Source organism: Bacteroidales bacterium MB20-C3-3 (assembly GCA_035609245.1).
Classification (GTDB): Bacteria; Bacteroidota; Bacteroidia; order Bacteroidales; family UBA932; genus Bact-08.
The window spans coordinates 1,838,746-1,853,155 of the sequence record CP141202.1; the positions used below are offsets into that span (position 1 = coordinate 1,838,746).

8 protein-coding genes are annotated in these 14,410 nt (G+C 38.7%); 5 read left to right on the forward strand and 3 right to left on the reverse strand.

The window, feature by feature from the left end:
• Positions 1 to 5 precede the first annotated feature (5 nt).
• The 5 genes from U5907_08375 (at position 6) to U5907_08395 (ending at position 4,538) form a co-directional block, all read left to right on the forward strand.
• The gene (locus tag U5907_08375; GenBank protein ID WRQ32590.1) at positions 6 to 623 is read left to right on the forward strand and encodes a histidine phosphatase family protein; all 618 of its coding nucleotides are present in this window, start codon (positions 6 to 8) and stop codon (positions 621 to 623) included.
• A 90-nt stretch (positions 624 to 713) separates the two neighbouring features.
• Positions 714 to 1,058, forward strand: a complete 345-nt coding sequence (gene ssb, locus U5907_08380; protein WRQ32591.1) for a single-stranded DNA-binding protein — start codon at positions 714 to 716, stop codon at positions 1,056 to 1,058.
• Between the two features lie 72 nt (positions 1,059 to 1,130).
• Positions 1,131 to 2,603 carry a cysteine--tRNA ligase gene (gene cysS, locus U5907_08385; protein WRQ32592.1) on the forward strand — a complete coding sequence of 491 codons (1,473 nt, stop codon included), beginning with the start codon at positions 1,131 to 1,133 and terminating at the stop codon, positions 2,601 to 2,603.
• Positions 2,604 to 2,622: 19 nt separating this feature from the next.
• Complete coding sequence (locus U5907_08390; GenBank protein ID WRQ32593.1) at positions 2,623 to 3,780, forward strand: DUF362 domain-containing protein; 1,158 nt, start codon at positions 2,623 to 2,625, stop codon at positions 3,778 to 3,780.
• The gene (locus U5907_08395; GenBank protein ID WRQ32594.1) at positions 3,777 to 4,538 is read left to right on the forward strand and encodes a DUF6599 family protein; all 762 of its coding nucleotides are present in this window, start codon (positions 3,777 to 3,779) and stop codon (positions 4,536 to 4,538) included. The genes U5907_08390 and U5907_08395 overlap by 4 nt, the downstream gene beginning before the upstream one ends.
• Here the strand turns inward: U5907_08395 and U5907_08400 are convergent.
• The 3 genes from U5907_08400 to U5907_08410 form a co-directional block, all read right to left on the reverse strand.
• Complete coding sequence (locus U5907_08400) at positions 4,516 to 7,968, reverse strand: two-component regulator propeller domain-containing protein (protein WRQ32595.1); 3,453 nt, start codon at positions 7,966 to 7,968, stop codon at positions 4,516 to 4,518. The two genes, U5907_08395 and U5907_08400, sit on opposite strands and share 23 nt — an antisense overlap.
• A gap of 19 nt (positions 7,969 to 7,987) precedes the next feature.
• Complete coding sequence (locus U5907_08405) at positions 7,988 to 11,497, reverse strand: two-component regulator propeller domain-containing protein (protein WRQ32596.1); 3,510 nt, start codon at positions 11,495 to 11,497, stop codon at positions 7,988 to 7,990.
• 105 nt (positions 11,498 to 11,602) lie between these two features.
• Positions 11,603 to 14,410, reverse strand: coding sequence for a prolyl oligopeptidase family serine peptidase (locus U5907_08410; GenBank protein ID WRQ32597.1), 2,808 nt, complete (start codon positions 14,408 to 14,410; stop codon positions 11,603 to 11,605).

Below are 14,410 nucleotides of genomic sequence, written 5' to 3' on the forward strand. Positions count from 1 at the left end.
AAAAGATGACAGAAATAATATTTACTAGACATGGTCAGACAGAATGGAATGTTGCCAGAAAGATGCAGGGTCAGCTTGACTCTCCTTTGACAGAAATGGGTCTTTTACAGGCAAGGATGCTGGGTGCCTATTTAAAAGACAAAAGTATTTCAGCTGTCTATTCAAGTCCTCTTCTAAGGGCAGAAAGGACTGCCACTATAATCAGAAAAGAGATCGGTCTGGAAAAATTAGAATTATCCCCGGCACTAAAAGAAATAAATTTATCTGACCTTGAAGGGAAATCATTTTCAAAAGCATTAGAGGAGGAGCCGGAAAGGATGCAGGCATTCTCATCTCATCCATCTGCTTTTAAACCTGGTCCGGGAGGAGAGACTTTTGAGGAGGTTCAAAAAAGGGCTCTCGGTTTTGTGTTACCCCTTTTTGAAAAGCATGCTGGGCAGAAAATCATTGTCGTATGCCATGCAGTAGTTCTGAGATTGATGATGGCATATTTTGAAAATTTCACAATAGACGAATATTGGAAGGTACAAGGGTTCTTCTTCCCTTGCAGTATTACAAGTGTATCTCTGAAAAATGGTAATTTTGTTTTGCTTCAGAGAAACAGTATTGAACATTCAAAATAGATAAACATTTTTAGTCGATTTTAAATGGTTAAACACAGAATTATTTAATTCCTGTGTTTTTATTTTGTATTGAACTTTAAAATCTTCAATATGGAAAAATCAATTAATCGCGTAGAATTAAGAGGGCATGTGGGGTTTGATCCGCGAATCAGTTCTCTTGAGGATGGGTTGCAGGTAATGAGACTCTCTCTGGCAACAAATGAAGCATACAAAAACAGAAAAGGGGAGTGGCAGGAGGAGACTGTATGGCACAATATTGTTGCTTGGGCCGGAAAAAGCATGCCGGATTTTGGGTCAATAAGGAAAGGAAGTACAATTTCTGTTACAGGGAGAATTAAGCCTGTTAATTACCAAACAAAGGCCGGTGTTGAGAGACAGACATATGAAATTGTAGCCTCTTCAATTAAACATCATTTACCGGGGAGTTCGGAATAAAATTTTGTTGTACTTTTGTTGTTTAACAAGCGGTGCCCATTGCGGGCCCGCTTGAAAATAACATTCCGTCATATGAGAGAGTTTCACATTTACAACACAATTAAAAGAAAGAAAGAGGTTTTTGAATCTATACATCCGGGAATGGCGGGTATTTATGTATGTGGTCCTACTGTATATGGAGATGCACATCTTGGACATGCGAGACCGGGAGTAACATATGATGTTCTTGTTCGTCTCTTAAGAAAGATAGGCTATAAAGTGAGATATGTGAGGAATATCACCGATGTAGGACATTTGGAGAATGACTCAGATGCGGGGGAGGATAAGATTGCAAAAAAAGCTAGACTTGAGCAGCTGGAGCCAATGGAGATAGTTCAGCATTACACATTAAGATATCATGAAGCAATGAGATTAATGAACACATTGCCACCTGATATTGAACCAAGAGCATCCGGCCACATTATTGAACAGATATCTCTGGTAGAGAAAATCTTAAAAAATGGATTTGCTTATGAGAGTAACGGGTCTGTCTATTTTGATGTTGATAAGTATAGCAAGCGTTACAACTATGGAGCACTCTCAGGCAGAAGTATTGATGATATGATTTCGAACACAAGAAATCTGGATGGTCAGAGTGATAAAAAATCCTCATATGACTTTGCATTATGGAAGAAAGCTGCACCTGAACATATAATGAGATGGCCATCTCCGTGGAGCGAAGGATTTCCCGGATGGCATTTGGAGTGCTCGGCAATGTCATCAAAATATCTTGGAGATACATTTGATATTCACGGAGGCGGAATGGATCTTCTTTTTCCTCACCACGAATGTGAACTTGCTCAAAATACTGCATCCAGAGGGGACTCCGGGGTAAAATACTGGATGCACAATAATATGATTACCATTAATGGGCAAAAGATGGGTAAATCACTGGGGAATTTTATAACACTGGAGGAGTTATTCACTGGATCTCATAAAATACTTGAGCAACCCTACTCTCCTATGACAATAAGATTTTTCATACTTCAGGCTCACTACAGAAGCACACTTGATTTCAGCAACGAAGCTCTTCAGGCTGCTGAAAAAGGTCTCAAAAGGCTGCTCCTTGCTGCATTAGAGCTGACAAAGATTAAAACATCTTCTGTAGCTGAGAGAATACCAGGACTGGAAGTCGTGAAGGATAGTGTTTATGAAGCGTTGTGTGATGATTTGAATACTCCCGTTGCCATTGCCCAGCTATTTGAAGCCGTAAGAATAGTGAATTCAGTAAAAGATAAAGGGGCATTGCTCAATACAGAAGATTTAGCCATACTATCGGAGTTGCTTAACGATCTCTCCCGGGATGTGCTGGGTCTGAAGGATGATAAAGCTGACTCTGCAAATGTTGATATTCTTGCAGGAGTTGTAGAGATGGTGCTGGAGATGCGGAGAGATGCAAAGATGAACAGAGACTTTGCTACAAGTGATTTAATTCGTCAGAAACTCACAGACCTTGGTATTCAGATTAAAGATACCAAGGAGGGGACGGATTGGAATTTGAACTAACCAATTAATACCTCATACAATGAAAAGAAGAGACTTCTTCAGGTATCTCTCAATAGGGGGTGCTGGTATTGCTATTTCTCCTATGGTAAAGGCTGCTGAGAGAATTCCGCTGTTTTTGTCCGATGATAAGCCTGCAACAAATATTGCAGATGCAATGGCTATTCCAAGAACAAAAAACTCAATGCCCGGATTGTACCCCGGAAGGGTTGTAAAGGTCACTGATCCTCTCTCTGTAGTTGATGGTGTCCCGTCAGATCAGAGGGCATACGATATGCTAAAGGCGAGTATGCTCCAGCTTACAGGTGAAAAGAACCTTAAGAGAGCCTGGAGGAAGTTTGTAAATCCAAAAGATATAATAGGATTAAAAGTAAATCCTGTTGCGGGCAGACTTCTGACAACATCTCATTCAGTTACCGGGGCAGTAATCAAGCAGCTGGAGGAGTCCGGAATTCCAAGAAAGAATATAATTATATGGGACAGAAGAGAGATGCAACTTCATGAAACAGGATACAACTCAGATAACTATCCCGGAATTGAGATTGCCGGGACTGAGTGTATGGATGAAAAAGGGGGATTCTATGATAATGAAGGGAAATTGTATTCTGAGAGTCGTATTGAAAAAAGAGAGAAGTTCTTTGCAGATGTTGAAGGGAGTTATGATTCATATACCATCCCTTATATGGTTAATGAAGGGAAGGACTCCTATTTTACAAAAATTGTCACAGAGAAAGTCACAAAAATCATTAATCTTCCAATTCTAAAAAACGCAGGACCTACTACCACTCTTTGCTTGAAAAACCTGGCCTTTGGTTCAATTACAAACACAAGCAGGCTTCATTCAAAACTATGGCACGAGACCTGTGCCTATGTTTGTGCCTTCCCCCCTTTAAGAGATAAAGTGGTTTTAAATATTGCCGATGGGCTAATTGGGTGTTTTGATGGAGGTCCATCTGCAAAGCCTCAGTTTATTTGCAATTACAACATGCTTCTGGTAGGTTCTGACCCTGTTGCAGTAGACAGAATTGGACACGATGTGATTATATCTAAAAGAGTTTCTGAAGGCATCCAAAAGATTGATCGTCCAGAAGCCTCAAGATTCATCGATATTGCTGAGGAACTGGGATTGGGGAGAGGGAGGAGAGAAAATATTGAGTTATTAGAGGTAAATTTGTTATGAAATTGATAATACTCTCTTTATTAGTTTTCATTCAGGCTGTTTTTTTGAAAAATCCTGATGAAACCAATTTTAATATTTTAAAAGAGAGAGTTTTTAAAGGAGAGGCTTTATATGGATTCATGAATGGAGGGAGCGATTTATATCTTGAGTATGGATTCCGGGAGTTAAGGGTTATGGAACTTATCTATAAAGGGAATGTATATTCTGTAGAATTGTATGATATGGGTAATCCGGAGTCCGCGTTTGGAATATATTCTCAGAATGCATTCAAATGTAATCCGTACGATAAGTTTTTCAGATGCGATTGTACCTCTCCTAAACAATATCAGGCTATCAAAGGTAATTTCTATATGTCTGTTGTTTATGAGAATAATACAGATGAAAACAGAGTGGGGGCATATTATCTTGCAGAGTATTTCTTCAATAAGTATGAAGCTCATGGAGATTTTTTACTACCGGAGAGCATATCAAAATATTTAATTCCGGGATATAAACTATCGGAGATGCTTAAGTATTCTTGTGGTCCAATCTCTTTGTCAAATTCCATATCAAGCCGGATGTACCTCTTTGAAGAGTTAGAATCATATAAAGTTTGGCTTCTTCAGAAGGAGGATGATTCTAAAATCGCAGACATAAGATTTAAATCCATAAAGGATGCTCAGAATTTCCTTGAGAGAGTTAAAGAGAATGAAGAGGGTCTTAAAAGGGAGATTATTGACAGTTTAAATATTACACTTACAATTCTTCCTGGTTTTTAGGTAGAGTGATAATAAACCGGCTTCCTGACTTTGCTTCAGATTCTACATTGATCTCTCCAGAATGTTTGGTAACCAGATAGTGACAGATCATGAGCCCAAGCCCTGTTCCGGGTTCTCCCTCTGTTCCGTACCTGCCATTCTCCAAATTTAGTGTAAACAATTTATTTCTCATCTCTTCAGACATCCCTATACCTGTATCTTCAACAGATATCTCAATCTTATCAGGCTTACGGCCGGACCCTTTTATAGTTATATCACCTCTGCGTGGAGTAAATTTTATCGCATTAGTGATTAGATTCCTGATAACAATTCTAAGCAATTTTGGATCTGCATCAACTTCAAGCTTGATGGGAATCTTATTGTATAGATGAATCTCTTTTGCTTTAGATATTTGGCTTAATGTATCAAGTTCCTCTTTAAGAGCTTCTTGAATCTTAATTCTCTCAGGATTAAATTGTATATTGTTCTGCTCAATTCTGCTCCATTGAAGAACATTATCAATCAATGTGTTAACAGTATTGACCGGGCCCTCTGTTTTATCAGAATTGACAGCACTTCTCAGATCATGAGTAATTATTGAAAAGAGTTTGTCCCTTTCATTTATGGCTATGTTCTTTGCCAGCTCCTCTCTTCTTAATTCACTTTTAAAATCATCAACCTCTTGTTTTAACAACTGTGCTTTAGCTTTAATGTTCTTTGTTTTCCACTCACAATATTTAAATAGTAAGGCTATAATAGTAAATATTAAAATCAGCTGAAAGAAGAGAGTGCCCCACCAGGCTGGTTTAATTGTAAAAGTATATGTGCTTTCGTCACTTTCAATCCCATCTCCGGTTATCGCTTTGACCCTGAATGTATATTTCCCCTTCTTAAGGTTCGCATAAGTTGCCTCAGTCTTGTCAGTGAGCGAACTCCAGTTATTATCAAATCCCTCAAGGATATACCGGTATCTGATACTCTTCATCTGAGTGTGCGTGGTGGCAATAAAATGAATGGTGAGATAATTGTTCTTGTGCTTAAGCACAAGATTTTGAGGTAATGAATACCATTTTGATATATTACTCATTTTAGCCCCGCTGACTTTCTCTCCGTTGGCAAGCGTTAATGTTGTATCAGGGCTTTTAAATATTTTTTCCCATGGTACATCCTCGTTGAAAACCTTCAATTTTGTTATTTGCATTGATGGGATATACTCCCCAGAATATGTATTTCCACCGTGATATGCAGTAAGCCTGTCCTCTGTTCCTATCCATATAGTTCCATTGCTGCTCTCTGTTATTGCCTCCTTTCTGCACTCCATCCCGGCAAAACCATCTTCAATTCCAAAACTATTAATAGATATTCCTCTGTTAGTACTGTCAATGTTTTCATGGACCCTTTTCTTTATTTCATAAAGTCCAAATCTAGTTCCTATCCAGATGTTCCCTTTTGAATCCTGAAAAATGCTCATAGCAAATTTGCTCTTAAGCCCACTCTCTTCAGAATATCTGATAAAGCTCTCTCCATCATGTCTGATAATACCCTCTCCGCTACTGGCCATCCATATAATTCCTCTGTTATCCTCAATTATACTGTTTATTGTATCTGTAAAAAACCCATTTTTCTTATTGAAATGTATGAAGTTTTTACCATCATATTTTGTAATACCGCCTCCGGCTGTTCCTATCCAGTAATTGTTTCTGCTATCCTGAATGAAACTTCTTATATGGTTGCTGCTTAAACCGTTTTTTTTCGAATAATTTACAACTGTATTACCTTTCATCATAAAAAGGCCCTCTCTGATAGTGGAAAACCAAATATTATTTCTATTGTCATTATATACATTGAGAATCATGTTATCTACCAGACCTGTATTCTTGTCGTATTTAAATGCCTCCTTCCCGTCATATTTTGTTAGACCTCCATTATCAGTAGCAATCCATATATTCCCGGAATTGTCAATTAATGTTTTATAAACAAACTTATCTTTATTACCCTCTCCCAGTAAAAATGGAGTTATGTATTGTCGTTTAATGCCATTTTCAGTTTTCTCAGAAAGGATATTAACTCCTCCTCCATATGTGCCTAACCAGATTTTTTCGTCTAAATCTACACTGATATATGATATTCTTGAACTTGACAGCCCTTCCTGAGATGTGTAATGGGTAAAAAGTCTTCCCTCAAATCTTACCAGGCCAGCCCCTCTTGTTCCAAACCATAAATTTCCGTTTTTATCCTGGAGCGAACTTCTTATTGCTTCAGCAATAAGTCCGTCGCTCTTGCCATACACTCGCATGGAGATTCCGTCAAATTTAGTAAGGTTACCATTAGAATTGCCAAACCACATGTTTCCATCCCTGTCCTCCAGGATACTTCTTATTGAATTGTTACCCAGTCCTTCACGAGTTGTATATGTAGTCAAGGCTCTTCCGTCATATTTTATAATACCCTTAAAAGCAGTGCTTATCCAGATATTGTTTTTACTATCAATAAAGAGTAAGGATATATGATCCTGGATAAGACCCTCTTTTGAAGAGAATGTGGAGAAAGAGACTCCATCGTAAATTGAAATTCCACCTCCGTATGTAGCAATCCACATTCTGCCTGATCCATCTTCAATAATAGATCTTACATCGTTTGCCGAGAGTCCGTTTTCTATTGTAAAGACAGTAAGTTTTCCGGGCTCATATTTAACCAGCCCTTTTCTTGTACCAAACCATATGTCTCCGTGCTTGTCTTCAAATATACAGTTGACAAGATTATGGGGCAGGCCCTCTTCTGTTGTGATAGTTGTGAAGAAATTACCATCATATCTTGTAACCCCGCCATCATAAGTGCTAATCCATAAATTATTGTGAGAATCAATAAACAGGGCATTAATAATACTTACCGGTAACCCCTCTCTATCAGTAAAGTGATAGAAAAATTTTCCATCATATCTGGAGAGGCCTCTGTCTGTTCCAACCCAGATATTCCCTGTTGAGTCCTGGACCAAGGCCCTTATTTGATCGTGTAAAAGGCCCTGCATTTTATAGAAGTAGAAGAAACTTCCCGGGTTAATCTCTTTATAAAGAGGCTCTTTAACTAAGACCTGTTCAGGAGTGCCGGCAATCTGATGTTTCTCTGAAAATTCAAAAGAATTGGGAATTGTTGTCTCTCCCTCCCCAATTACTCTTGTCGTTGTTGACATCCTGCTTATTTTCAGAGATAGTGGGATATTGCTCTGATTGGTTGTCATAGCAACAGCCGGCATCTTTTTCACATCAAAACCGGTTGGATTTTTGATAAATGTAGTGTCAGCGGGTAAGATTGAGTCAGGTGGTACAATGTACCCTTTGGTTCTTAACAGAGAAGGCAGGGAGCTATTTATAACCTCATTATTGCCCTCTCTGTTGCAAGAGAAAAGAATGGTGCTTAGAACAATTATTATTATTGAAGTATAAAGTCTCATTGTACAAAAAAGCTCTTTGTCACCTTTGTTTTAAAGGAAGAGTAATAATAAATTCAGTCCCTTTTCCAACCTCCGAAAGTACATCTATTCTTCCTTTATGGGCTTCAATCAACTCTTTACAAATAACAAGCCCAAGTCCGGTACTTGGTTCTCCATCTGTTCCTGATCTTCCGTTCTTGCTGTCAAGCTTAAAGAGAGATGATCTCATCTTCTCATCCATCCCAATTCCATTGTCCTTGAAACTTATCATGATTTCATCTTTCCCGGAGAGATTTGCACCAATTATTATTGTTCCACCCTTTCCTGTAAACTTAACAGCATTTGATATTATGTTTCTTATTACAATCTGAAGCATACTGTCGTCTGCTTCAAAATTATACTCTTCCGAGATATCAACTTTTATACGGATATTTTTCTTGGTGGCAGATTCAATTATCAGCCCCAGATTATCCTCAACACTTGCTTTTAAATTGACCAATGTTGGACTAAAAGGTATTGATTGTCTCTGGAGTCTTGACCATTGTAAAAGATTCTCCAGTAAATTAAACAGGTTTTTTGCCGAGATATTCATATTCTCAGCAAAAGACTTAAGTTCTTCATCAGTAAATGTTGCAACCTCTTCTGCCATTATTTCGGTGAGCCCAAGAAAACTGCTGAACGGACCGCGAAGGTCATGAGCAATTATGGAGAATAGTTTGTCCTTCTCCATATTTGATACCTCCAGCTCATTATTCTTAAGTAGTAATGCCTCTGTCTGCTCCCTGACTTTGCCCTCAAGAAGTTCTTTGTCTTTTTTTAGAATTCGCTCTCTGTACCTTATATAAAAATATATTAGAGCAACTAAGGTTAATACGATAAATATGTAAAACCACAATGTTTGCCACCAAGGGGGTCTGATTGAAAATTTATAATCAATTTCATTACTCCTTACACCATCACTTGAAATAGCACGGACCTTGAATGAATAGTTTCCGGGAGAGAGATTGCCATATGGGATTTCTGTGATAGTTACTGGAGGATTCCAGTGTTTGTCAAGTCCTTCAAGTATATATTCATACGTTACCTTTTTAATCTCGTTTTGAGTAACTGCAATAAATTTAAATGTAATATAGTTGTGTAAATATGGTAAACTAAGGTTCTCAGGAACATTATTCCATTTTGAGACCCCCGTAAATTTTATGTTTTTAAGCTTTACTCCGTTGTAAAGCCTGATTGTTGTATCCTGCCTCTCTTCAAGTATGGTCCATGGGATCTCTTCATTATACATCATCAGATTGGTCAGTTGAAGAGTAAATGGAGCATTATTATGAAGCTCCCTTTCCCCAAGGAATTGAGTCAATCGGTCATTAGTGCCGAATAGTAACTTGCCCCCGTCAATCTCTTCAATAGCACCCAGGTTACAACCCATTCCGGTAAAACCCTCTTCAAAATTATAGCTCTTTATTGAATATGTTGAGTCCCGAAAAATTTGGTTTACCCCAAAGCGCGTTCCGGCCCAGAGCCTTCCGTAAGAATCCTCTAATAAAGACAAAACATGGTCATTATTTAACCCGTTTAAAGAATTATACCTTGTAAAAGTCTTGTGGTTATAGCATACCAGACCTTCACCTGCTGTTCCGAACCATACATTCCCCTCTTTGTCCTCTTCTATGCTATACACGGTGTTGCTAAAGAAACCCTCTTTAGTCGTGAAATGAGTGAACTGAGAACCATTGAGAGAGGTGATACCACCGCCATCTGTGCCAAACCAAATCGTACCTTTGCTATCCTCGAAAATAGCAAGTATATTATTGCTGCTTATACCGGACTCAATTGAATAATTTGTAAAATTAGTACCATCAAACTTAGAGACACCTCCTCCATATGTCCCAATCCATATTATCCCTTTACTATCTTCGTAAATATCTCTTATTGTGTTGTCACTTAGACCCTGATCAGTTGTATATGTGTAAAGTTTATTTCCTTCGTAGCAAGAGATTCCGCCACCATCAGTTCCAAACCAGATATTTCCTTTTTTGTCCTCTATAATGCTGTATATCCGGGATGCATTAAGACCTTGCTCAACTCCAAAATATGACATATATTTTCCTGTTGTTCCAGAGACCTTCTCCTCTTTCATTATTGTTACATGGCCGCCAAATGTCCCCATCCACACTCTTCCCAGCCTGTCCTTCATTATGCTCATAACCCTGCTGTTGCTAAGCCCCTCCTCTTCTGTAAGATGGGTAAAGATATCCCCGTTGTATCTTACCAGTCCGGCTGTTCTTGTACCCATCCATATATTTCCTGATCTGTCCTCCATCAGGCATCTTACATATTCTGAACCAAGCCCTTCGTTAATGTTAAAGTTTGTAAAACTGATACCATCAAACCTGAAAAGACCGCTTGTTGTGGTTCCTATCCAGATATTCCCGGTATAATCTTCCATAATGCTTCTTATGCTACCGTCTATAAGCCCTTGTTCGCTGCCGTAGTGGTAATAATTGTAACCATCATATTTAATAATTCCTTTGGAAGATAGTCCAATCCATACATTACCTTTGCTGTCTGTAGCAAGAGATGTAGCTTCATTCTGCGGGAGTCCCTCTTTTACGGTATAGTTAGTAAAACTAACTCCGTCAAATATAGATATGCCTCCTATATTAGTTGTAATCCATAACTTGCCGTATTTATCAAAAAGAAGATAGCGGGTGTCGTTGTTGCAGAGGCCATTATCCTGGGTGTAGACTGTAAGGTTTTTACCATCATATTTTACTACTCCTCCTCCTGTAGCCATCCATATATTACCGGAACTATCCTCAGTGATCCAGTTTACGATATCACTGGGTAACCCATCCTCTTTAGAGAAAATTGTGAAATTGTCCCCATCCAGTTTGACAGCACCGCCTCTGAAAGTTCCTGCCCAAATATTGCCTTTAGAGTCGTGGTATACACTAAGTATTAGGTTATTAGTGAGTCCTTGATTAGTAGTGTAATGAGATAAATATTTCCCATCGAATTTTGTTAATCCGTCGTCTGTTCCAAGCCATAAATTGCCTGTGTTATCCTGATCGATTGCTCTGATCTGATCGTGTCTTAACCCCTGAAGTTTTCCAATTGAACTGAAGTTATATGGATTTTTATCTCTTACATATGCATCTTTAACCTCAATTCTGACAGGTGGATGAGCTGAAACACTTCTCTCTCGGTATTTGATTACAGATGGTATCAATGTATTACCATCTCCGGGAGTAAATATTTTGCTCTGATCTAAGGTTATTATTACAGGATCCTTGGCTTGTGTAACGCTTACAGGTGATAATTTCCAGTTGCCGATTGTGGCAGATGCTACTGTGGGACTTGATGCATTTACAGTGACAGGGGGTTTAAGATCTGTCTGTTTTAGTAATCTGCCTGTTACTGTTATGGAAGTAGGCTGCTCAGAAATTTGGCTTCTGTTTATCTCTTGCTTACATGATGTAAGCAGTAAGAATAGATTGAGAATTAGAAGCAACTCTCTTGAATTATTTCTGAATGCGCTGTAAAACATATAGTTGCATATTAACATCAAGTGCTCCCTGAATGAGCAAATTTAAATAAAAATAAACACAAACCATTATTGGTTTGTGTTTATTTTTAATAAGATAGGATGATCTTAGTTGGTTAATTCGTAGCCAAAGTCAATACCTTTTAGTGTCGCAGGAACACCTCGTTTCATCCATACTGGCATTGGTGTGCCCTTCAAATAGTGGTCAAAGAATTGACCAAGCCTGATGCTCAGGTCTTTAGCATTGATTCTTTTTGAAAGGTTATGCACTTCATCATTGTATTGAAGTAGCCATGCAGGTTTTCCAAGTCTTCTAAGTGCAGTGAAATACTCTATGCCCTGATACCACGGAACTGCATCATCAGCGTCGTTATGCATAATAAGCAACGGGGTCTCTACCTTATCAGCAAAAAAGAGTGGAGAGTTCTCTATATAAAGATCCAGAGCTTCCCATGGTGTCTTTCCTAACCTGCTTTGGGTGTGTTCATACTGGAACTGCCTTACCATTCCACTTCCCCATCTGATACCTCCATATGCACTTGTCATATTTGCAACCGGCGCACCTGCCCCTGCTGCTCTCCATTTGAAAGATTCTGGTTGGGTAATCATATATGCTACTTGATAACCGCCCCAGCTCTGCCCCTGTATTGCTACATTTTCGCTGTCTATCCATGGGTTTTCGCAAAGCATCTTTACACCTGGTACAATACAGTCAATTGCACTTTTGCCCGGATGACCAATTTCATAGACTATATCCGGAACAAATACTATGTACTCATTGCTTACAAAATATGGGATATTAATGGTTGATCTGCTTGGTGCAGGTGCTCTGTAAGCATGAAGAAGATCTGAGTTCCTTTCATAGAAATAGGCAATCATTGGGTATTTCCTGGTGGGGTCAAAGTTTTCAGGCTTGTACAAAAGGCCCTCCAGTTCAATACCTGTAGCCGATTTCCATGATACCAGCTCTACACTTCCCCAGTTGTAATCCGCCTGTTGCGGGTTAATATCTGATAACTTATTTTGTGTTTTAAAGTGATCTTTGGATACCCAGACATTAGGTGAGTTAGTGAAGTTTGCTTTTGAATATACTATCTCTTTGCCTCTTTTACTCATAACAACAGAAGCAAATGTAAATGGCTCCATATTCCATCGCTTCATCAAAGGTTTTCTTGCAGAGATGTCCTTTGAATAAAATCCATTCTCTTTGGTTTTGTTGTCAAATGCAGAGAAATAGAGTATTGATTTCTCTTTTAGTGGCTCGCTGTCTCTTAGTTCCCTGTCAGGCCTTATAATTCTGAATGTTAATTTCTCTGCTGCCCCTTTACCCTCAGTTATATTTTCAGGAGCTCTCTCCCCTTTGGGGTCAAATTTCCAGATATCATATCTGTCATAAATATATACCGCTTTATCTCCTTCAATCCAGCCCCCGGTCCCGTATGAAGAGGCCATGGAAGGAGAGTCGTGAAGTTCATCGGCAAAAGAGATGGTCATTCCATTAGTCAGCTTTACTATTTTCTCCTCCATAATGTCAAGCGAATACCAGTTTTTGTCGCTATTATCATACCATACGAAGAAATTCCCATCAGGAGAGATTGAGTAACTGCTCATATAAACACCTTTTGCGGCTACTCTTGAGCTCCCTGTGTTTATATCAATAATAATGAGATCTCTCTTTGGATTTGCATCCCACTGAGACTCGATTCTGTAGTCAAAATTTGTAATTGACAGCGCTTTTTGGGAGGACCATTTTGCAGGCACAATAACATTTTCATACTCCTCTTTTGCAAGTTGCACAAATGAAGGCTCACCATCAAGTTCAATCTTGCTTAAATAGCTTTTGCGAATTTCACGCTGTATGTTTTTTAATTGCATTGGCTGCACATAAGGCTCGGCATAATGCCATATATCAAGTCTTGCTACATCAGGTTCTTTATTGGTTGTGTCTTTTTCCCGCATTACAGGAGAGATTCCAAAAAATAGCCTCGTCCCCTCTTTGTTCAATTCCAGGCTTCTGTTCTCACTTATGCGCATACCTTCAGGTAGAGAGGCACAGCTGTTGTCAATCAGAATTCTGGCCTCCGGCATGCCGGATCTGTATTCCAGAATTGAGATGAATTTATCCTTATTCTGTTTTATTGTATCCAGTTTTGCGTAGAAAACCATCCTTGAGTTATCTTCACTGACAACAGGAAGTTTTAAGCTCTGTTTAAGGGTTGCTAAAAAAATTGGTTTAACAGATCTGTTTGCAGGAGTGTACATAAATAGTCCGGCTTTATTCACAGAGTCTTTAGAATTGGGTCTTGATACAAAAAACAGAGTATCTCCTCCTCTTGAAAAGTCATAATCTGCTACATTCCGTAATGTATCTGAAAAACCTGTTGTAATGCTGTATACATATAATTCAGTCCCCTGATCTTTATCCATTTTCACAGGTTTCTTCCCCTTTGCTGTATCAGCAGGCGGTGTCGTCTGGAATGCAAGATATCTATTGCTCAATTTAGCCATTTTATATCCTTTCAGATATGGAAATTTCCGGAGATCTCCTGTTTCAAAATTGTAAATGGCAAGAGTATCTTTAGGCATCTGATCCGGTTTGCTTTTTTTTATTCTGGCCTCTTTAGTCTGTATGAATAAAGGCTTAATAGAAAATGTAGCAAACCTGCCATCAGGAGTTATTCTGGCAGAGGTGCCTCTTTCAAATGTTTTTTGCTGAAGGTTTGTGAGATTGAGAGCAACAAGATATCCATCACCCTCTTGTGCATTCACCTGATAAACGGAGTACTTTCCGTTGTCTGAAACCTGAATATCTCCTATACTTTTCCAGTTATCATAAACGGAGTGATCAAGAGCTTTTTTCTGACCAAAAGATACAACTGAGAAAAGTACAAGTGATATTGTAATAATTCTTTTCAT